General features: G+C 68.2%; 20 protein-coding genes, 1 tRNA gene and 1 pseudogene. 5 read left to right on the top strand and 17 right to left on the bottom strand.

All coding sequences use genetic code 11. The features are described 5' to 3' along the window. Positions 1-45 precede the first annotated feature (45 nt). From OG210_RS13325 to dcd, 3 genes are all read right to left on the bottom strand, one after another. The gene (locus tag OG210_RS13325) at positions 46-699 is read right to left on the bottom strand and encodes a response regulator transcription factor (protein ID WP_328329314.1); all 654 of its coding nucleotides are present in this window, start codon (positions 697-699) and stop codon (positions 46-48) included. 494 nt (positions 700-1,193) lie between these two features. After that, positions 1,194-1,691, bottom strand: coding sequence for a phosphoribosyltransferase (locus OG210_RS13330; RefSeq protein WP_371536578.1), 498 nt, complete (start codon positions 1,689-1,691; stop codon positions 1,194-1,196). 9 nt (positions 1,692-1,700) lie between these two features. Continuing rightward, complete coding sequence (gene dcd / locus OG210_RS13335; protein WP_164262529.1) at positions 1,701-2,276, bottom strand: dCTP deaminase; 576 nt, start codon at positions 2,274-2,276, stop codon at positions 1,701-1,703. Between the two features lie 841 nt (positions 2,277-3,117). Between dcd and OG210_RS13340 the strand changes: the two genes are divergently transcribed. Next, positions 3,118-3,191, top strand: a tRNA-Gly gene (locus tag OG210_RS13340). Positions 3,192-3,398: 207 nt separating this feature from the next. On the opposite strand, the pseudogene OG210_RS13345 reads toward OG210_RS13340, so the two are convergent. Together OG210_RS13345 and OG210_RS13350 are read right to left on the bottom strand one after the other, a co-directional pair. Then, a pseudogene (locus tag OG210_RS13345) lies at positions 3,399-3,638 on the bottom strand (IS5/IS1182 family transposase); the annotation flags it as partial. Between the two features lie 66 nt (positions 3,639-3,704). Continuing rightward, positions 3,705-3,896 (bottom strand): hypothetical protein, encoded by a 192-nt coding sequence (locus tag OG210_RS13350; protein ID WP_371536581.1) that lies wholly within the window; start codon positions 3,894-3,896, stop codon positions 3,705-3,707. Positions 3,897-3,907: 11 nt separating this feature from the next. Between OG210_RS13350 and OG210_RS13355 the strand changes: the two genes are divergently transcribed. Continuing rightward, entirely contained in the window at positions 3,908-4,126 is a 219-nt protein-coding gene (locus tag OG210_RS13355) for a sulfatase-like hydrolase/transferase (protein ID WP_371536584.1), read from the top strand. Between the two features lie 118 nt (positions 4,127-4,244). Here the strand turns inward: OG210_RS13355 and OG210_RS13360 are convergent. From OG210_RS13360 to OG210_RS13370, 3 genes are all read right to left on the bottom strand, one after another. Further along, positions 4,245-5,062, bottom strand: a protein-coding gene (locus tag OG210_RS13360) for an IS5 family transposase (protein WP_371540277.1) whose coding sequence is annotated in 2 segments (ribosomal slippage) — positions 4,245-4,720 and positions 4,720-5,062 — 819 coding nt in all. Because the reading frame shifts where the segments join, the coding sequence is not laid out codon by codon here. 466 nt (positions 5,063-5,528) lie between these two features. After that, positions 5,529-6,671, bottom strand: coding sequence for a serine hydrolase domain-containing protein (locus OG210_RS13365; RefSeq protein WP_371536587.1), 1,143 nt, complete (start codon positions 6,669-6,671; stop codon positions 5,529-5,531). An 87-nt stretch (positions 6,672-6,758) separates the two neighbouring features. Next, positions 6,759-7,958 (bottom strand): serine hydrolase domain-containing protein, encoded by a 1,200-nt coding sequence (locus OG210_RS13370; RefSeq protein ID WP_328329307.1) that lies wholly within the window; start codon positions 7,956-7,958, stop codon positions 6,759-6,761. A gap of 140 nt (positions 7,959-8,098) precedes the next feature. On the opposite strand from OG210_RS13370, the gene OG210_RS13375 reads away from it, so the two are divergent. Together OG210_RS13375 and OG210_RS13380 are read left to right on the top strand one after the other, a co-directional pair. Beyond that, entirely contained in the window at positions 8,099-9,340 is a 1,242-nt protein-coding gene (locus OG210_RS13375; protein WP_371536591.1) for a sensor histidine kinase, read from the top strand. After that, positions 9,337-10,059 (top strand): response regulator, encoded by a 723-nt coding sequence (locus OG210_RS13380; protein ID WP_371536594.1) that lies wholly within the window; start codon positions 9,337-9,339, stop codon positions 10,057-10,059. Before OG210_RS13375 ends, OG210_RS13380 begins: the two co-directional genes overlap by 4 nt. A gap of 286 nt (positions 10,060-10,345) precedes the next feature. On the opposite strand, the gene OG210_RS13385 is transcribed toward OG210_RS13380, so the two are convergent. After that, the gene (locus OG210_RS13385) at positions 10,346-11,971 is read right to left on the bottom strand and encodes an FAD-dependent monooxygenase (protein ID WP_328329301.1); all 1,626 of its coding nucleotides are present in this window, start codon (positions 11,969-11,971) and stop codon (positions 10,346-10,348) included. Between the two features lie 65 nt (positions 11,972-12,036). Here OG210_RS13385 and OG210_RS13390 point away from each other — a divergent pair, with 65 nt between their 5' ends. Beyond that, complete coding sequence (locus OG210_RS13390) at positions 12,037-13,056, top strand: Lrp/AsnC family transcriptional regulator (protein WP_371536596.1); 1,020 nt, start codon at positions 12,037-12,039, stop codon at positions 13,054-13,056. A 68-nt stretch (positions 13,057-13,124) separates the two neighbouring features. Here OG210_RS13390 and OG210_RS13395 read toward each other — a convergent pair whose 3' ends face one another. The 8 genes from OG210_RS13395 to OG210_RS13430 all read right to left on the bottom strand — a co-directional run bounded on the left by OG210_RS13395 (position 13,125) and on the right by OG210_RS13430 (position 20,182). Further along, positions 13,125-13,424 carry a hypothetical protein gene (locus OG210_RS13395; RefSeq protein ID WP_328329296.1) on the bottom strand — a complete coding sequence of 100 codons (300 nt, stop codon included), beginning with the start codon at positions 13,422-13,424 and terminating at the stop codon, positions 13,125-13,127. 40 nt (positions 13,425-13,464) lie between these two features. Continuing rightward, the gene (locus tag OG210_RS13400; protein WP_328329294.1) at positions 13,465-14,448 is read right to left on the bottom strand and encodes a radical SAM protein; all 984 of its coding nucleotides are present in this window, start codon (positions 14,446-14,448) and stop codon (positions 13,465-13,467) included. Positions 14,449-14,891: 443 nt separating this feature from the next. Beyond that, on the bottom strand, positions 14,892-15,245 hold the full coding sequence (locus OG210_RS13405; RefSeq protein ID WP_371536599.1) for an STAS domain-containing protein: 354 nt from the start codon (positions 15,243-15,245) through the stop codon (positions 14,892-14,894). A gap of 1 nt (position 15,246) precedes the next feature. Continuing rightward, entirely contained in the window at positions 15,247-16,521 is a 1,275-nt protein-coding gene (locus OG210_RS13410; RefSeq protein ID WP_328329290.1) for a SpoIIE family protein phosphatase, read from the bottom strand. Next, positions 16,518-17,261, bottom strand: coding sequence for an alpha/beta hydrolase (locus OG210_RS13415; RefSeq protein ID WP_328329288.1), 744 nt, complete (start codon positions 17,259-17,261; stop codon positions 16,518-16,520). The genes OG210_RS13410 and OG210_RS13415 overlap by 4 nt, the downstream gene beginning before the upstream one ends. Positions 17,262-17,781: 520 nt before the next feature. Further along, positions 17,782-17,985, bottom strand: a complete 204-nt coding sequence (locus OG210_RS13420; RefSeq protein ID WP_328329286.1) for a cold-shock protein — start codon at positions 17,983-17,985, stop codon at positions 17,782-17,784. A gap of 431 nt (positions 17,986-18,416) precedes the next feature. Further along, positions 18,417-18,755 (bottom strand): MerR family transcriptional regulator, encoded by a 339-nt coding sequence (locus tag OG210_RS13425; RefSeq protein WP_328329284.1) that lies wholly within the window; start codon positions 18,753-18,755, stop codon positions 18,417-18,419. A gap of 773 nt (positions 18,756-19,528) precedes the next feature. Then, positions 19,529-20,182 carry a type III effector protein gene (locus tag OG210_RS13430; protein WP_328329282.1) on the bottom strand — a complete coding sequence of 218 codons (654 nt, stop codon included), beginning with the start codon at positions 20,180-20,182 and terminating at the stop codon, positions 19,529-19,531. Positions 20,183-20,245: the final 63 nt, after the last annotated feature.

A 20,245-nucleotide genomic window follows, 5' to 3' on the forward strand; every position in this document is an offset into this window, starting at 1 on the left:
CACCGGCCGGTTGATCGCCACAAGCCGGGACCCGTCCTGCAATGGTCAGATATAGCCCTCCCTGAAGGCATAAGCAACGGCATGGGCCCGATTGCGCAGGTGCAGCCGGGTCGTGAGGCCGTGCATCACGTTCTTGACGGTGCGTTCCGAGTACGAGAGCTTGCGCGCGACCTCAGCCGTGTCCATGCCTTCGGCCACCAGCTGCAGCACCTCCAGCTCACGCGTGGAGAGCCCCGAAGCGGGGGCCCCCGGTGAGCTGGTGGCTTTGCGCTGGAGAGCACCTACCTGGGATATCAGCCGCCCGAGCAGATCGGACGGGAGGTCTCCCTCGCCCCTTGAGGCAGCGATGACCGCCTGCAGGAGCCGGTGCCCGGTGGCCTCGTGCCGCCAGACAATGGCCGCGACGCCGCTCTCGATGACCTGAAGCAGTTCCGCCTCGCGGATCAGGCCCGCCACGAGGACGGCCCGGGTGCCATCGATCCGTACCAGCCGCCGCAACTGCGACAGGGTGGGCTCGTCCAGCGCATCCGCCAGCAGGACCGCCACCGTTCCCGGCCGTCCGCTCGCCTCGTCGACCAGCTCAATGGCCGGCTGCTGGCGCAGCTGAGTGGTAGCTCCTGCCAGCGAGAGCGGGTCGGACGCGTGGATGGCGACCGGGATCCTGGCTTCAGGTCCCGTCGAATCTAATGACGTCCGCATGGCCAACCCCTCACGTTCTCGCAGAACACCATGATGCGTTACACCGTGATCCGGCGGAATCAACGGAGTCCGCACTCCTGTGGCTGATGGCGCGTCCGCATTCGTGGGTCTACACGAGATCGGCACGAGACGGACAGCCCGGCATTAAGGCGACCACCGACCGGAAAGCCTCTCACACGCCCCTAACGGACCCGTTACATACCCCGGGCGATCGGAGACGGCACACCTGCGAACTCTCGGACCGATGGGGCGTATTGCCGCCACGAACCGCGCAACATCCCGGCCGCAACAAGCCAGAAAGCCGGACAAACCTCGCGGAACTCAGAGCCCCGAGCAGCCCGTCAGCGGAATAACAAGTCCACTGCGCCACAAACAACAGGTACAGAACGGAGACATATCAGAGACGGAGAGGCCCGGAGAGGGCCCCGGCGAGAGGATTCGAGTGCCGGTCAGCACCCGAATCCTTCACCATTCCCCCGCATTCAGGATTCCGCTCAGGCGTCCCGCACCTGGCCCTCGCGCCGCACGACCGGCGGCTCGACGCTCCACGGGAAGTTGATCCACTCGTCGGTGCGCTTCCATACGTACTCGCATTTCACCAGCGACTGCGACTTCTCGTAGATCACGGCACTGCGCACCTCGGCGACGGCGCCAACACAGAAGTCGTGGACCAGTTTGAGGGTCTTCCCGGTGTCGGCGACATCATCGGTGATGAGTACCTTTTTGGCCGAGAAGTCGATTGTGTTGGGGACGGGCGCCAGCATGACCGGCATCTCCAACGTGGTCCCTACACCGGTGTAGAACTCCACGTTCACCAGATGAATGTTCTTGCAGTCCAGGGCATAGGCGAGCGCACCGGCCACGAATACGCCGCCGCGCGCGATGCTGAGCACGATGTCCGGCTCATAGCCGTCGTCGGCGATGGTCTGCGCGAGCTCGCGCACCGCATGCCCGAAACCGTCGTATGTCAGGTTCTCGCGTACGTCACTCATGGCTGGATATCACACCTGGGTCCGATGGAAATTGAGGAAGGACCGCGAGGCGGTCGGCCCGCGCTGGCCCTGGTAGCGCGACCCGTACCGCTCACTGCCGTACGGGTGCTCGGCCGGCGAGGTGAGCCGGAACATGCAGAGCTGCCCGATCTTCATCCCGGGCCAGAGCTTCATGGGGAGCGTCGCGACGTTCGACAGTTCGAGCGTGACGTGTCCCGAGAAACCCGGGTCGATGAACCCGGCGGTCGAATGCGTCACGAGCCCGAGCCGCCCGAGGCTGGACTTGCCTTCGAGACGGGATGCGAGATCGTCGGGCAGCGTGACGACCTCGTAGGTGGAGGCGAGCACGAACTCACCGGGGTGCAGGATGAACGCCTCGTCCCCGTCCGGCTCGACCTTGCGCGTCAGATCCGCCTGCTCGACCGCGGGGTCGATGTGCGGATACCGGTGGTTCTCGAACACCCGGAAGTAGCGGTCGAGCCGCACGTCGATGCTGGAGGGCTGCACCATGTATTCGTCGTACGGATCGATGCGCACGCGCCCGGCGTCGATCTCGGCCCGGATGTCCTTGTCTGAGAGAAGCACGCCCCGAGGATACGGGGACCGCGCGGCCCCGCCCCAATCGGCCGACCCGCACACCCCGCACCACGGACGACGCACCCGCCCGGAGCCACTCCTCCGACTCCAGTTGATCTTGCCACTACCTGTGTTTCGGCCGGCCTGCCACGGCTACCGCCGCCGACCTGCCACAGCTACCGCCGCCGACCTGCCACGATCCCGCCGCCGGCCTGCCGCCCACCGCCGCCGACCCGTCACGGCCACCGGCCGCTACGACTACTGGCCGCTACGGCTACTGGCCCGCTACGGCTACTGCTGCTCCAGCCCGACCGGCACGGCGTGCCGCAACCGGGCACAGCGCGGACACCGGATGAGCCGCCCGGGCCCGATCCGTTCGGTCCCGAGCTGCTGCAACGGGAACGAGCCCGTACTGAACACGTGCCCTTCGGCACAGCGGACGACAGTGCGTTCCATCGGATCCATCAAGTCCCTTCCCCATGAAGCGCGGACGAGAGAAAACACCACATTAGGGGATGTACAGGACACCACTCCAACCGGCACTCCGATCGGCCACGGTACGCCCCAACTTCCGCACCCGGCAGCGGGATCCCCACCCGAAAACGAGACCGACACCCCTCGAACCGGACGGCTGTACGGACAGTCCCCCACCGACCGACACGGCGTAACCGGGGACGGGGCGGGGCGAGGGGGACGACACCAGGAGCGGGCCGGAAACACCCTGGACCGGACAAACGGCCAACGCCCCCGACACCCGCCCGGGGCCCGCACCGCCGGGACACGGACACCGGGTGCGGCTGGGCATGAGGTAGAGTGGCGGCGATGCGATTCCCTCCGGGAAGATCGCTGCGCGAGTGTAGTTTAATGGTAGAACATGAGCTTCCCAAGCTCAGAGCGCGGGTTCGATTCCCGTCACTCGCTCCATGACGAAGGCCCTGGTCGGAGACCAGGGCCTTGTTTGTTGTCCAGACCTCTTGCGGGTAGTCGTGCCCTCCGCGTGCCCTAACTACGCGAAATTCACCGGCCGATGGGCATTTACCGGGCGACGCCGAGGGCTTGACGGCATGTAATCTCAAATCCTGAGACGCATTTCGTGTGACCTGCGCTACTGGAGCGTGCAGTGGGTCGTGATCATTGAGTGGTTCGCATGAGGTGCTTGATCCAGATCATGGAGGCCCGCAGGGGAGTCCGGCCTGGTAGCCCTCGGGGGGTCTTGTCGTAGCGAATGGCGATCCCGCGCCACACCTTGAGCTGGTTGATCAGACGCTCGACGGTGTTGCGCTCCTTGTGCAGGTCGGTGTCGTGGGTGAGGGGCCGGCCGCCCCGACGGCCCTTCATCTTCTGGTTGGTGCTCTGGTCCTTCTTCTCCGGGGGACGGCCTTGATGTTTCATCTCCTCCGAGGTGGACCCCTGGGGCGGCTCGTGTGACTGACCAGGTCAGGCGTGTCCGCGGACCAGGGGCAGGAATACTTGGTCCACGATCTCGATCACGGTGCTGTCGGGAACCCTGGTGACTCCGTTGATCGCGTACTCGTTGCGGAGCAGATCGACCGCGACGGTGGCCACGCGCGGCGTGAGCGCACCGGAGCCGGCCTCGCCGCGCGCGACGGCGCGGGCCAGAACGGTCAAAAGGCCCCCTCGTGCCCCGCACGAACTTCCTCGTCTTCACCCCCGACCAGATGCGCGCCGACGCGATCGGAGCATCCGGCAACCCGATCGCCCATACCCCGCATATGGACGCCCTCGCGGCGCGTGGCAGCCACTTCCCCCAAGCGTACGTACAGCACCCGGCCTGTCCCCCAGCAAGCCGTCGTTCCTGTCCGGCTGATACCCGCACACCGCGCGACGCCGCACGCTGACCTACCGGCTCAAGCCGCACGAGCCGAACCTGCTGAGGATCCTCAAGGACTCGGGCTACCACCTCAGCTGGGTGGGCGCCCGGGGAGACACCTTCGCGCCCGGGGCTAAGACCGTGTCCTATGTGGTGAGTCGAGCGAGTCGTTTGTAGCAGCAGAGGGTGGCTGCGAGGCCGAGGAAGGCCAGGTAGTTGCGGGGTTGTCGTTCGTAGCGGTGGTTGAGTCTGCGGTATCCGGTGAGCCAGGACATGGTGCGTTCGATGACCCATCTGTGGCGGCCTAACCGTTCACTGGACTCGACTCCCTTGCGGGCGATATGCACCCCGATGTGCCTGCCCCATAGCCATTTGCGCAGGTGAGGGATGTCGTATGCCTTGTCCGCGTGGAGGCGCTGGGGCTTGAAGTAGCGGCCGCGGTGGGGGTCGTGTCTCGTTTGGTGCCCGGTGATCATGGGCTTCAGCGCGAGGCTGTCGTGGGTGTTCGCCGCGGAAAGACCGACGAGGAGGGGCAGTCCGTTCGCGTCCGACAGGACGTGCATCTTGGAACCCGGCTTACCTCGGTCCACGGGGCTCGGACCTGTGAGTTCGCCCCCTTTTTAGCCCTCGCGTGGGCGGAGTCGAGCACGGCACGGGACAGGTCGAGGAGGCCGGCGTCGTCCAGGCGGTGCATGATCTCCTCATGGAGCCGGCCCCACACACCGGCTCTTGACCAGATCAGGAACCTGCGGTGGGCCGTCGACTTCGATATCCCGAAGCACGGCGGCAACGCCCGCCAGGCGCATCCGCTGACCAGCACATAGATGATCGCGGCGAACAGCGTCTCATCAGGCGTGTCCTGCGTCCCGCCGCCCTGCGGCCGTACCTTCGACGGCGGGATCAGCGGCTCCGCGATCTCCCATAGCCCGTCCGGAACAATCCAACTCCACGTACCCCGCCCCATGACGTGCCCAACGAGCCACCCCACATAGGACACGGTCTAAGGGCTCCGACGAGGTAGCCAGAGCCGGGCCGTCGTCGGTCGTTCTCGCATTTCAGAGACCGTGTGCGCGTCAAAGTGCTGGGCGATTCCCAAGCTCAGAGCGCGGGTTCGATTCCCGTCACTCGCCCCACCAGTCAAGGCCCAGGTCAGGGACACGATCCCCAACCCGGGCCTTTGTGTTGTCCGGACCGATCTCAGACTCTTGTGCCCGTTGCGTGCCCGTTGGATGATCCTCGGCACCGGTGGTGCCCTTCTGCCGTTCCCGATTGACCATCGAGTCCAGCCCCGAGGCCACCTCTTTCTGCCGCTCCTGGTCCGAGTGCCGATAGATCAGCGCGGCCCGCTCCGAGGACTGACCGGCACGCGACTTGGTGTTCTTGAACTCGCGGCGTCGGTCGTTCTACTCACGGAACGCCCTCGGCGGGGTTCAGCGGCACAGGGCGGTGTCCACGGCGCGTTCGAGATTCCTCCGGCCCGCCTCGTCGGTGAGCTGCATGGTGACCGCGACGTTGGTGGCACGGCCGTCGTCGGTGGCGCCGCCCCGGGTCTCGTACCCCGGGAAGCTGCCGCCGTGGCCCCAGGAGAGGCCGCCGCACGGCAGCGGCCTGCTGACGAGTCCAAGTCCGTAGCGGGCACCGGGGCCGAAGGTCGCTTCGGCGGGGACGGTGGAGCGCATCTGGGCGAGCTGGGACGAGGGCAGGAGGCGACCGGCCAGCAGTGCGCTGAAGAAGCGGTTGAGGTCGGAGCCGGTGGAGACCAGCTGGCCTGCCGCCCAGCCCCAGGAGGGGTCGATCTCCGTGATGTCGCGCAGCGGCGCGTCCGCGGATTCCCGGTAGTAGCCGTGGGGGTGGGGCTCCCGGATGCTCGCGTCACCGGGGGCGGGGAAGTAGGTGTGGCGTAGCCCGATGCGCTGGACGACGCGCCGGTCGATCTCCTTGGCAAGTGGGTGGCCGGTGACCTTCTGGACGATCAGGCCGGCCACGATGTAGTTCGTGTTGCTGTATGCCCATCTCTTCCCGGGGGCGAAGTCGGCCGGATGCCGGAGGGCGGTGGCGAGCAGTTCGCGGGGGGTGTAGTAACGGACGTCGTCCCCGAGGTAGTTGGTGTAGTTGGGGAGTCCGCTGGTCTGCTGGAGGAGCTGGCGGACGGTGATGCGGCGCCCGTCGATCCCGTTCCCGCGGACGAGGCCGGGCAGGTAGGTGTCGACGGAGGCGTCCAGGTCCACCCTCCGCTCCGCGACGAGCTGGAGGACGACGACCGCGACGAAGGTCTTGGTGTTGCTGCCGATCCGCACCTGCCCGTCGACGGGTACCGGTGCGCCGGTGGCCAGGTCGCCGACTCCTGCGGTGTAGGTCCGGGTGCGGCCGTTCCGGTCCTGGACGCTCGCCAGCGCGGCGGGCATCCCGTCGTCGCGCACCAGCGCGTTCAGGCTCCGCTGGACGGAATCCTGCCTGGCGGCGGAGGCCTGAGGCGCCGCCAGGACGCCCGGCGTCATAACGCCGATGGTCAGCGCGGCTGCGGCTGACAGAGCCCGTCGCCGCCGAAGTCCTTGCCGTGTCTGTCCACACATGCGCATGAGTCAACTCCTCGGGAATTGCTGGATCTTCGTTCGGGTCGCCCGGACCCGGCGAGCCGGACCCGGGCCGGGTGGCGTGCCTCAGCCGCACAGGGCCCTGTCCACGGCGTCCTTCACGTGTTGCGCGGCCGCCTCGTCCGTCGGGATGCTGGTGACCGCGACGTTGACGGCGCGGCCGTCGTCGGTGACGCCGCCCCGGGTCTCGTAGCCCGGGATGTCGCCGCCGTGGCCCCAGTAGACGCCGCCGCAGGACAGCGGCCTGCTCGTGAGCCCCAGCCCGTAGCGGAGGCCGGAGGTTCCGGCGGGGACGGTCGTGCGCATCTCGGCGAGCTGGGCCGCCGGGAGGAGGCGGCCGGCGAGGAGCGCGGTGAAGAAGCGGTTGAGGTCGGAGTTGGTGGAGATCAGCTGGCCTGCGGCCCAGCCTGCGGAGGGATCTATCTCCGTGAAGTCGCGCAGCGGTCCGTCCGCCGGGTTGCGGTGGTAGCCCTGGGGGTGCGGCTCTCGGATGGTCTTGTCGCCGGGGGTGGGGAAGTAGGTGTGGCGCAGCCCGATGCGCTTGATGATGCGCCGGTCGATCTCCTCGGCGAGGGGGCGGCCGGTGACCTTCTGGACGATCAGGCCGGCCAGGAGGTAGTTGGTGTTGCTGTACCCCCACGTCTCGCCCGGAGCCGCATCGGCCTTGTACCGGAGGGCGATGTCGAGCAGCTCGCGGGGCTCGAAGTACCGGTTCCTGATCTCGTCGTCGCCGATGTGCATGCCGTAATCGGGGAGTCCGCTGGTGTGCTGGAGGAGCTGGCGGACGGTGATGCGGCGCCCGTCAATCCCCTTCCCGCGGACGAGACCGGGCAGGTAGGTGTCGACGTCGGCGCCGAGGGCGATCTTCCCTTCGCCGACCAGTTGCAGAACCACGACCGCCGTGAACGCCTTGGTGTTGCTGCCGATCCGCACCTGGCCGTCCCTGGGCACCTTCGAGTTGGTGGTCAGGTCGCCGACTCCTGCGGTGTAGGTGCGGGTGCGGCCGTCACGGTCCTTGACGCTCGCCAGCGCTGCGGGCATCCCGTCGTCGCGCACCAGCGTGTTCAGGGCCTGCTGGACGGCGTCCGGCGTGGCGGCGGCAGCAGCGGGGGTGGCGGAATCGGCGGCGGACGCGACGGGCGGGGCAAGGGCGCCCAGCGTCATGACGCCGATGGCCACCGCGGTCGCGGCCGACATGGCTCGTCGCCGCCTGCCGCCCTGCTGCCGGGTCGAGGAACGAAGGCCCTGCCGGGTCTGAGCATGCATCAGTCAACTCCTGGGGAATCGTTTGGCCGGGGCACGATCCTGGTTCCCAGGGCCCTCTGACCGCATCGCGGGAAGGCGGGAGAAATCGCTCCCCCGATCGGGGGAGGCTGCTGGTGGGCTGCCCGGCAATACTGGCGACCATGATCAGGGGAATTCGGCCGCTGCTGCGCGGCTCCACGTATTCGGGTGTGCTGTTCGCCTATTGCGGCGCGCTGGCGAGCCTTCCGCTGCTGCCCTTCGCCCTGTTGCCGGCGCTGTCGTGGCGATCCGCTCCCGAGAGCGTGCAGTTGGTCCTGGTCCTGCTGGTCTGGGCGGTACTGGTCGGCGTGGTCGGACTGGCGCGTCCCGTACGGCGGGCGCTGGTCGTGTCCGCCCGCCGGCTGCTGCGGGTGCCGCTGCCGGATCCGGTGGCCGGTCGCCGGACCTCCGGTTCGCTCGGCCTCGACCGCTGGCGGACCCCGCTCTGGCTGGTGCTGCACGTGGCCGTCGGGTGGACGGGGGCGCTGGCGAGCGGGGTGCTGTTCATCATGGGCCTCTCCCTGCCGGGGAACTGGCTCGGCGGCGAGGCGCGGGCGAGTCTGTTCGGCACGTCGGTCCGGGTGTCGGGCGGGTGGAGCTGGGTGGTGGCGGCCGTGTGCATTCTGCTGGCGGTGGCCGTCTGCGTACTGGTGACGAAGGCCCTGCGGTGGTCGGCGCCACGGCTGCTGGGGCCCTCGGCGGCCGAACGGCTCGCGCTGGCTGCCGAGCGGGAACTGCTGCTGGCCGAACGCAACCGGATTGCCCACGAGTTGCACGACTCGATCGGGCACACGCTGACGGCGGCCACCATCCAGGCGGCGGTGGCGGGCGAGGTGCTCTCCGCCGACCCGGCGGCGGCGCGGGCAGCCATGCGCAGCATCGAGGAGTCGACGCGGGCCGCGCTGGAGGACCTGGACTACGTACTCGGAGTGCTGCGCGAGGAACAGTCAGGAACAGCGCCGACCCGGACCCTGGCCGACCTCCCCGGGCTGCTGGAGCGACTGCGGCACGCGGGGGCGGTGGTGGAACCGGAGCTGTCGGGCGAGCTGGCGCAGGTGCAGGGGACGCTCTCCCGGGCGGCGTACCGGATTCTCCAGGAGGGGCTGACGAACGCGCTGCGCCACGGGGCGGGCGGCCCGATCGAGGTCCGAGTGGCGGCCGGGCCGCACGAACTGGATCTCACGGTGGTCAACCGGACCGGGGCACGGACGGGCCCGGGCCCGGGGGCCTTCCCGACCTCCGGTCACGGTCTGCCCGGACTGGCCGAGCGCGTCCGGCTGCTGCACGGTGAGTTCCAGGCCGGCCCGGACGGGACGCAGCACTGGCGGCTGGCCGTCCGGCTGCCGGTACGGGTCTCGGCGTGAGTGGATCCGACGCGGCCGAAGGCACGGCCCTCCCCGCCGTCACCAGCCCCGCCGTCACCAGCCCCGCCGTCACCCTACTGATCGCGGACGACGACGAGGTGACCCGCAGCGGCCTGCGCATACTGCTCGCCGCACAGCCGGGGATCACGGTGGTCGGCGAGGCCACCGACGGCGTCGAGGCGGTCGAACGGGCGCGGAGCCTGCGGCCGGACGTGGTCCTGATGGACGTCCGGATGCCGCGTCGCAACGGGATCGAGGCCACCCGCCAACTGCTGGCCGAAGCGGCCGACCCGCCGAAGGTCGTGGTGATCACCACCTTCGAGAACGACGGCTACGTCACCGCCGCCCTCAGCGCGGGCGCCAGCGGCTTCGTCCTCAAGCGCCTCCCGGTCCGCCGGATCGCCGAGGCGGTACAGGTGGTGGCGGCGGGCGAAGCGGTCCTCTTCCCGGCCGCACTGGGCCGCATGGTTGCCGCCCGCCCGCTGGGATCCGACGAAGCCCTGCCGCAGGCCGGGCTGACCGGCCGGGAGGAGGAGGTGCTGCGCCTGATGGCCACCGGGCTCTCCAATCCGGAGATCGCGGAGTCCCTCACGGTGAGTCTGGAGACGGTCAAGACCCACGTCGGAAACGTGCTGACCAAGCTCGGCGCGCAGAACCGGACCCATGCGGTGGTGATCGCGTACGAGTCCGGCCTGATGGTCCCGGGCATCGCCGGCTGACCGGCTTCCGCTCCTCTTCGCGGTCGCCCGCAGGCTCAGTACCGGCCGCGACGTAGCTCCGCCTCGAAGACGAGCCATCCGGCCGCGCCACCGTTCGCGGCACGCGCTGATAAGTCTGGTCTCATTCACCCGCGTTCAGCGCCGTCCAGCACCCACCGACGACTCGCGAGACCCCAGGTCAGGACAGACCCGGCCCTCCCCGGGCCCCCGGACGAACATGTGGAAAGCGTGTTGGACTCTCGTGCCCCGAATCGAGGATTGCGCCGACGTGGCCGGCTTCGCGTAGTCAGCACCGCCGCCCCGTCATGCTGCGACAGAGCCGGGCCGGCCGGAGGGCCCTTCGCGTGAGCTCGGCCAGAGCTGCCGTGGTGTTCGGAGTGGCGCGGGTGGTGTGCCAGGTGATCACGTGGTCGGGACGGACCAGCATCGCACCGTGGTCGCCGATGCCGCAGGCGTCGGCCGGCCGTGCTGTCGCGGAACCGGCCTGCCGGGGCAGGAGGGCCACGCCGAGGAAGGCGCCTCGTGGGTCCAGCTCGCGCCCAGCCCTTGCCCAACGGTGCCCTTCGGGCCCGGCGAGCAGCAGGTAACGGCCGTCGCGGACGAGGTCGTGCGTCGAGAGGCCGTCGTACCTGCCAGTGAGAAACGCGTGTGGCAGCCGGGTGCCGGGCTCGCCTCGCCAACGGCCCGGCTCGTCCGCCTCCGGAAGGCCGTGCCCCTGGTCGTCGCCGGGCAGGCGGTAGCGGTAGCCGATCGCCACCGCGGCCTCGCTGAGCAGCCGACGACTGCCGGCCGGCGCTTCGGCGCGGCCTCCGAGGCGCAGCAGCGCCTGTTCGACCGTGAGTCCGGCCACCGCCCGGCGCTCGGGCTCATAGTCGTCCAGCAGTTCCGGATCGGCATCGCCACGCAGTACGGATACCAGCTTGGCGGTGAGGTTCCAGGCGTCCTGAATACCGGTGTTGGCGCCGAAGCCACCGGTTGGCGGGGTGACATGGGCGGCGTCTCCGAGGAGGAACACCCGGCCGGCGCGGTAGGAATCGGCCACCCAGCCGCCCATCTGCCACGACCGGGTGCCGGTAACCGTGAAACGCGACGCGGGTAGCCCGAGCGCGCGTGACACGGTGTCGTGGCACCGCGCCGTGTCGAACGCAGCCGTCGGGTCGGCAGCATCCGGGTCGTACGTCACCGACACCGTCCCGCGGTCCTGTGCGGTGTTCCAGGAAAGGAAGGCGCGCTCGGGCAGGCCGGTCCAGGCCAGGGCGAGGCGGCGGCCGTCCAGGACCTGGCGGAGGTCGGCCGTGAAGCCGATCTCCATGACGTGTGCGACCGCCTTGCTGCCGCTGCGGCCGATACCGAGTCCCTCCCGGATGGCACTGCTGTTGCCGTCCGCGGCCAGCAGGTAGTCGGCCTCCACGGTGTACGGCTCGCCGGCAGGGTCGAGCACGTGGGCGACGACGTGGTCGTCGTGCCGGCTCAGGCGCAGAAAGCGATGGCCGAAACGCAGGTCGGCGCCGGCCGTACGGGCATGCGCGCGGGCCACTTCCTCCAGGTCGGCCTGCTTGACGAACGCGCTGGGACTCGGCGAGACGTCACTGAAATCATGCGCGGCCGGCAGACGCCAGCGCCGCACTTCCGCCCCGGCAAGGGAGGAGACCACCGCGGCGTGATCGGCCGGCGGGAGACGGTGCTGGACGGCGTACACGTCCTGGTCCGCCCCAACGCTGCGGTACGCCTCCATGGTGCGCGGATAGAACAGCTTGGCACGCAACCGCGTCGACACCGCCGGATGCTTCTCGACAAGGACGGGGGTGACGCCCCGGGCAGCGAGGAAGAGCGCGGCCGAGACCCCCACGATGCTGCCGCCCACGATCAGCACGGCGGGCTTCTCTGTTGGTATCCGGGAATCCGAGTTCATGGCCCCATCGTGTTCGCCGGCCGGTCTCAGGCCCGTCCACCGGACTTAAAATCGCCGGATCCGACATGATCCGAGGTGTCTCGATGAAATCCGGCGGCTATGACGAGATCGACCTTCAGATCCTCCATGCCCTGCACCTGGACGCCCGGGCGCCCTTCTCCCGGATCGCCTCCGTCATCGGCGTGTCCGACCAGACCGTCGCGCGGCGCTATGCCCGGCTGCGTGCGACTGGCTCCCTGCGCATCTGGGGACTGGTCGATCCCTCCCGGTTGGGTCACCTCGAGTGGCTGGTGCGGATCCGCTGTACCCCGGACTCAGCAGGCGACATCGCATCCGCCCTCGCCCGGCGGACCGACACCTCCTGGATCGGCCGCACTTCCGGCGGCACCGAGCTGGTCTGCCGGACCTCCGCCCCCACCCCTGCCGACGAACTGCTGCTGAAGACGCTGCCCCGCAGCGCGCGGGTCCTCGACCTGAACGCCCACTGCCTGCTGCACATCTTCTTCGGCCGCACCGACAGTGTGATCACCAAGCGGGGCGCCCTCTCCCGCGAACAGGCCGCGCAGCTGACCCCGCAGACCGCCCCGACGGATCACTCGGCCGAACCCGTCCACCTGGACGACGTCGACCACCGGATCCTCTCCTTGTTGCGGGGCGATGGCCGCGTACCGCTCAACCAGCTCGCCACCGAAACAGGGGTGGCGCACTCCACTGTGCAACGCCGGATCGCCGAACTGCGCGACAGCGGTGTGCTGTACTTCGACATCGACACCGACCGTGCAGGGCTCGGGCTGCCGATCCGCACCCAGCTGTGGCTGACGGTGCCACCCGCTGAACTCGCCGCCACCGGCCGGGCGCTGGCAGTCCATGCCGAGGTGGCCTTTGCCGCCGCTATCACCGGCACCAGCAATCTGTACGCAGCTGTATCCACCCCCGACGTCCCGGGGTTCTACGAGTATCTGACCAACACCGTGTCCCGGCTTCCCGCCGTCCAGAGCGTCGAAAGCTCCCTCGTCCTGCATACGGTCAAAGGTCCCGCAGGCATGGACAGCCCAGGAACCGACCGTCGTACTCGCGCTAGCTGATACCAGCGAGGGGCCGAGGATCCCGAGCGGTTCGCATCACTTCGCGCGGATCATTGCGCTACGAAACGTCAGTCGGCGCAGAACCGCACGCACAGGAAGCCGCCGTCCGTCCGTACCCATTCGCAGCACCACCACTCGATGCTCCCCGCGGAGTAGTCCCGATCACGGAACTCGGTGACGATTCGCCCGCCGTCGATCCGGGACACCCCGACCTGTTTCGCGAAATCAACCTTCAGCACGTGGCTTGTCTGTCGCGTGCACTGGACGGAGTACCTGCCCGCGGCCTCCGGGTGTCTGGCGAACACGGCTTCCAGTTCTTCGAAGAACTCGGGGTCGCGCTCCGGGCCACACGCATTTCGCTGGTTCATCGCAGATCCTCACCTGGTCGCGTGGGAGTATTCGGGGAAATCAGTGTTCCTCGGGGAACGGCTCACAGCTCTGCGGACAGAAGAACGGATTGCAGAAGTCCGGAGCGCACATGGGATGGTCCGGGGTACAGCTCTGCGGGCAGGGCACGTCCGGCGTGCAGTTCTGCGGGCAGGTCTTCGCGGGAGAGCACCTGTCCTCGGCGTTCGCATGGGCCTGGAGGCGGGGAATCCACACCTCCTCACGGATCGTGCGGCGTGTCCGGTCCAGGAGGCCGTCGCGGAGGATCTGCGAAAGGTCCTGCTCCAGAATATTGCCGACGGGCCAGTCCCTCGCCATGACGCAGGGGTAGACCATTCCGTCAGGGCTCACGCAGAGCTGGCCGCGCCAGCAGTTCCCGCACAGGCCGGACAGCTGCGAACTCTGCGACATCACCTCCTGGGCGCGTCCGAACTCCCGCATCTCCCCCAACCTGACGGTGTCGACCCCCAGGCCCTTCAAGAAGTCCTTCGTACGGTCGGCCTCCACCTCGCCCTGGTCGATGGTGATCACCGCGGCGCGGAGGGGGATGTCGCGCTCGACCAGCCGGCTGATGTTCCGAACGGTTCGTCGGTGGCTCGACCTGACCTTGGTGATCCTGTCGTGCACCTCGGGGTCGTCCGAGTAGACCGAGGTCGCGAAGCGGATGCCGTTCTCGGCCGCGTAGCCGATGGTCTCGTCGGTCAGGTGGGTGAGGTTGGAGAACACCTCGACGAACTCGTACCCGGTGTCCTTTGCCATTCGGAGGAGATGGCCGAAGTGCGGACTCATCTGCGGCTCGCCCCCGATGAGCTGCACCTTGCGGCAGCCGAGCTCGAAGGCGTCCGTAAGAACCTTCTCGTAGTGCTCCCTGGTCAGGAGGTCGCGATAACCGCTTTCGGGATGGGAATCCGAATAGCAGTGCACACACTGCAGGTTGCACCGGTTGGTCACTTCGAGCCAGAGAAAGTCGAGCCACATCGGCTTGTCAGCGGCCTCGTCGCCCATCGCGGTCCTCGCCTCCTGCGGCCCTGAAGCCCGTCCCGGCGCCCCACGGCGGACACCACGGCGCTGCCCGGCGGCCGGCTGCCGTGATCAGCATTCTCACCTTCGCATTCGCACAGTCGAAGTCCGCGGGCGTCCGCATGCGTCAAGCGGGTGATTCGCGGGCCACGGCCGCGCAGGTGGCCCACCGCACGGTGATCCGCGCGCCGGATACCAGACGCATGGTCCGGGTCAGGTGGGTTTGGCCGAGGTCGGCGGCGAGGACGCTGAGGCTGTTCTCGCCGGCCTCCTGAACTTGCTGACCGACGACGTGGACTGGGCGACGGAGGTTGCGTCCACGGCGACGCCGGTGATGGTGCCGGCTCCGGGGTAGGTACGGGTGGAGACGGTGCCGGCCCATTCGCGAGCCCGGAAGGCCCACTCAGGCACCCGCGCGATTCGGGCGATCAGCGTGGTGTTGAGTCGGGGTTGGTGGCTGCTGATGCGTCGGGGTGGACGGTGAAGACGCGGTCCAGGCCGACGATGCGCAAAATCCGGGTGACGTTGGCGGGGACTGCGGCCAGGGCTATGCCGGCACTCTGTCCTGTGGTCAGGTTGCGTGCCGCCAACAGAGCAGAAATGCCGCTGGAGTCACAGAATTCCAGACCGGCCAGATCAAGGACCAGTAGTTGCCCGGCAACCAGGGCGAGGCGGTCCACAGCCGGGCGGAGTTCGGGGGCCGTCCTGTGGTCGAGGCCACCGGTGATCTCCAGTACGGGACCGGTGGCGGCGTCTCGGGCAGTGATGGTCAGCGGGCTCATGTCAGTTCGGCACTCGCGGGGGTGGGAGAGGGGAGCGCATACCGAGGGCGAGGAGCGCGGTGTCGTCGTCGAGTCCATCGCCGAAGCTGGTGAGCAGTCCGGTCAGCGCGGCGATCAGGGCCTGTGGCCCCGCCGGCGGCTGAGCGCCGGTGAAGGTGCGCAGGGCGCCGTCCCCGTAGAGCTCGCGTGTGGGTCCGGTGCGGGCCTCGGTCAGACCGTCGGTGTAGAGCAGCAGGGTGTCCCCGGAGAACAACTGGGTACTGGCGGGTGTGAACTGCGCCTCGGGCAGGGCCCCGATGAGCATGCCCCCGGGGGTGGGCAGGTAGTGCGCGCTGCCGTCGGCGCGCTGGATCAGCGCTGGGGGGTGGCCGCCGGAAGCCAGGTGCACGCCGACGTGGTCGCTGCCAGGTCGGAGGACACCGAATACGGCGGTGCAGTAGCGAGCCTCGCCGCTGGCGTATCGCTCGTGAAGCACGGTGTTCAGAGTTGTCAGCACGCCGACGGGGTCCGGGTCGTGCAGAGCGGCTGTCCGCAGCGCGTAGCGGGTCAGGGAGGTGACCGCGGCGGCCTGGGGGCCTTTGCCGCACACGTCGCCGAGGAAGAACGCCCACCGGTCCGCACCGAGGGGGAACAGGTCGTAGAAGTCTCCGCCGAGAAGATCCGGAGAGGCTATGTGGTAGTAGGAGGCGGCTTCCAGGCCCGGAACCGTGGGCAACTCGGCGGGCAGCAGACTCTGTTGGAGGACGGCAAGAGCTTCCTGGAGCCGTTCGCGGTCGGCCTCGGCCTGTCGGCGCGCCTCTTCAGCCGCCTGACGTCCGCGCAGCAGCTCGGTCTCGTACGCGCGGCGATCGCGGGCGTCGAAGATCGTGGTGCGGACGAGCAGCGGCTCGCCGTCGTCGCTGGTCTTCACCTTCGAGGTGACAAGCACCGGTATCCGCCGCCCGTCGGCGGTCTTGATGTCCAGGGCGATGCCACTGGCCTCGCCGTTCATCTGCAACAACGGGGCGAAGTGCGTCTCGTGGTAGAGCTTGCCCCCCACAGTGAGCAGGTCGGGAAACCGTAGTCGACCCACCACCTCCCGGCGGGAGAGGCCCAGCCATTCCAGCAGGGTTGTGTTGATCTTCGCGATGGTTCCGTCCATCAGCGTGGACAGGTAGCCGCACGGAGCCTGCTCGTACAGCTCCTCCGCGCTGTCCTCCAGCAGTGCGGAGAAGGCCACATCGGTGGTGTCCGCCTCTTGCTCCCCACCCGGATCCCGGTCAGTGGTTCCCATCATCGGGCCTCACCGATGAAGTCGATGACCGCCTCAGCGGTGGCTTGCGGAGCGCTCAACTGCGGGCAGTGCCCCGTCGCGTCCAGCGTGATCAGCCGGCTGCCGGGGATCGCGTCATGGACGTACGCACCGACCTCCCGGGGGGCGATCGCGTCCTGCCTGCATTCCAGCACCAGCGTCGGCACAGCCACCGACTTGAGCTCTTCGCGGCTGTCGGACAAGAAGGTCGTGCGGGCGAAGACCCGAGCCATGTCCGGATCGGTCGCGCAGAACGAGGCAGTCAGCTCCTGGCCGAGTTCGGGCCGGTCCGCGTTTCCCATGATCATCGGGGCCATCGCAGCTGACCAGCCCAGGTAGTTCGACTCCAGCGACTCCAACAGCTCATCGATATCGTCCGCGCCGAACCCGCCCCGATACCCTCCCTCGTCGATGTAGCAGGGTGAGGGAGCCACCATGACCAGGCGGGAGAACCGCTGTGGTGCCTCGGACGCTGCGAGCACCCCGATCATGGCACTGACCGAGTGGCCCACGAAGATCACATCCCGCAGGTCCAGCTCCTCGCAGACGTCCAGCACATCGCGGGCGTAGCCCTCCAACGAGCTGTAGCGCTGCTCACTCCAGGCCGAAGGGTCCGAGCGGCCGGAGCCCACGTAGTCGAAGAGCACCACTTGGAAGTCCTTGACCAGCATGGGGACCACCAGACGCCACATGTTCTGGTCGCAGCCGAATCCGTGAGCCAGCATGAGCACCGGCCCGTCCGCACGGCCGGTGACGGTGACGTTGTTCCTGCGACGGACAGCCGCGCCCGGCAGTTCCCCATCTCGGGACGACGCGCTGAAGCGGCTGCTCGCATCCGAATCTGCGCCGGAGCCAGAAGCGTGACCGCCGGGGTGGCTGAGGCTATCGCTGCGCGTATGTGAAGCGCGGTCGCCGGCAGGTGTGGGATTCATTAAGGACCTTCCTCGACACGGCGCGTATCGAGGAATTCCCACAGCGGATGAGAAGTGCGGGAATCGCGAGAACGAGCCGAACGGAACACGAAAGAAAATCTGGCTGCGGTAAATACGGTTCGGATACATCCGATGAAATGGGTACCGCCAAGCGGGCCGAAAAGTCCAGATTTCTACGGGTGCATCTCCGGAGAATCGCTGGAGAAAGGACCGGGGACAGCGGCAGTCCCCCGGGTGAGGCCATGTGGAAATTCCTGTGGCTGAGGACCGTTCCCCAGGGAGTGCCGGGCCCCAGCCGTGAAGCGCGTATACGTCAGACGGGAATGATGTTCTCGGCCGTCAGGCCCTTCTGGCCCGGCACGATGTCGAAGGTGACCTGCTGGCCTTCGAGCAGTTCGCGGAAGCCCTGGGCGGCGATGTTCGAGAAGTGGGCGAACACGTCATCGCCGCCACCATCCTGCTCGATGAAACCGAAACCCTTGGCTGCGTTGAACCACTTCACGGTGCCAGATGCCATGCCGTATCTCCTCAGGGGCAGTACGCCGGGCCCGCAAGGTGCGAATCCCGGGTCGCCGCGATGATGCCCCGACCGGCAAATTACCCGGAAAAATAAAAACGCTCCCAACGGATTAATTCACCGTCGGAGGCGCTTGACTTTTGGGAACCATAACTGCAACTACGATCGACAGTAGCACGCCACAGGGCTCCCATGTCGTAAAGTATTTTCCTTCCGTCCATTGCGATAACTAAACGCCCGGCACGACGCCTTCAACCCTCACGTCGCGGTATTAGCTATTGATCCGCCAGGAGCGCAACATTCCGGTGCCGACGCCGACTCCCCACGTCCGCTCGCCCCTGTCACCTGCGGAAACGACTCGGGCGCCGCGCCTTCGGCAGGGGTGTCGGCAGGGGTACACGGGGCCTGCCGATACCGGTTGGCGTGCCACTTCAGTCAGTGGGCGTTGGGCTCACCGATTCAGCGGCCCGGCGGTACTCGGCGTTGATGCGCTGGGCCTCTTCGAGCTGGTCTTCGAGGATGACGATGCGGCAGGCGGCCTCGATGGGGGTGCCCTGGTCGACCAGTTCCCGCGCGCGGGCAGCGATCTTCAACTGGTAGCGGGAGTAACGGCGGTGCCCGCCCTCGGAGCGGAGCGGGGTGATGAGACGGGCTTCGCCGATGGCGCGCAGGAAGCCCTGGGTGGTACCGAGAACCTCGGCGGCCCGGCCCATGGTGTAAGCGGGGTAGTCGTCGTCATCAAGACGGCCGAACGAGTCATCTGCTGTCATTGCACCTCTCTCATGGAACGCGTGGAGGGGCCTTGGTGCCGTACGGCACCAAGGCCCCGAAGGAACTGCTACACCATCTGCCGGCCCTGATCCTGCGCCGGCCCTCTGTTTCCGCACGACGCCCACCCGGGAGAGGGCGGGAGGTGCGGGGATCGCGGTTGCTTGACCGGAGACCACCTCACTGTCGATGTCCTGCGGTACCCGGGCCCACAACTTCCGCCCGGGCGATCCTGATGGCGCTTCACTCCTCCGTTCTTCCCTCTGATCTTGCTGGTGATTCTCTCCGGCGGCCTGCGACAGCGCCACCCTTCGACAGCCAGCCCCGTCGCCCGTCCTGCTTCTGCTCTGGCTTGGAACCCCACTGCCGAACTTCCCGGTGCGCGCGCCCGCAGCCGACGCCTTCACCAAGGTACTGCTCACTGACTTCGCTGCTGGTACTGCGAACCGCACTTACGGCACTGCCACCGCGGTACTGCTCACGGCAGCCCCTGATCACTGCGGGCCGCCCGGTCCGGTCGCCAGTCCCGTCGCCATCCTGCAACAACCCCGGCTTCGGAACTCCACCACCGCACCGTCCTGCACATGCAACTGCGTGTACTGCTGCCCGGCAGTCCGTGTCTGCCAGGCCCTGCGTCTCTCTGGGCTACGAGAGAAACCATAACCGGCCCACCACCCAATGTCTACTGTCGCCGAAGTAGATTTTCGCGTGCCCCATGGAGAGATAGTCCATCTCGGCCGACTCGGCGCAGTCGGGCCGGAAGGGCTCTGCTGTTTCAGTGGCGGTCGCCGCCGGCTTGGCGAAGGTGGTCCGTGCTGTGACTGATGGTGTCGACGCGGGCCGCGAGATCGGGGTGGCCGGCCCTGAGATGGGCCCGGGTGTCGGCGAGCGGGCCGATGAGGCTGGTGGCGTCGTTGTCGGCGAGGGCTTCGGCGAGGCGGAGAAGGGGGGCGTGGGCCGGCGCGGGGAGGTCGGTGAGGGAGGTGATCTGGCCCGCGAGTTGCCGCAGGCCGACGGCGTTGGCCTGGGCCCAAGCGGTGACGGTGCGGTCGGCGGCGCGGCGGTTTCGGGTCGCTTGTACGCGTTGTTCGCCGGTGGCGCCGGGAGCTCCGGGGCGCACACGCAGATAGCGCCGCTCTGCGGCTTGTCGGCTGGCGACGCCCAGGGGGCGGGCGAGGTCGGCCCAGCTGGTGCCCGCGTCGCGGGCTGCCTCGATCAGCCCGGGCTCCCACTCGGCGAGCTGTTCGCGCAGTTCGCGCAGCATGAGCAGGGCTGCCAGGGCCTCCTCGGAACTGGCCTGCCCGCCCTCGCCGCGCGCCGGGGTCCTGGTGTTCTGTGCGGCGCGTACGGCTTCGTCGATCGTGCTCAACGCGGCTGCTGCGGCGGCGAAGGAGGAAGGGGGGTCACTGGAGGACTGGGATGTGTTCACGGGGACCTCTCCTGCGTGTCGTCATTCGGATGACACTCGACTTGTCGTCGCTTGGATGACATG

It is taken from the genome of Streptomyces sp. NBC_00466 (assembly GCF_041433995.1).
Classification (GTDB): domain Bacteria; phylum Actinomycetota; class Actinomycetes; order Streptomycetales; family Streptomycetaceae; genus Streptomyces.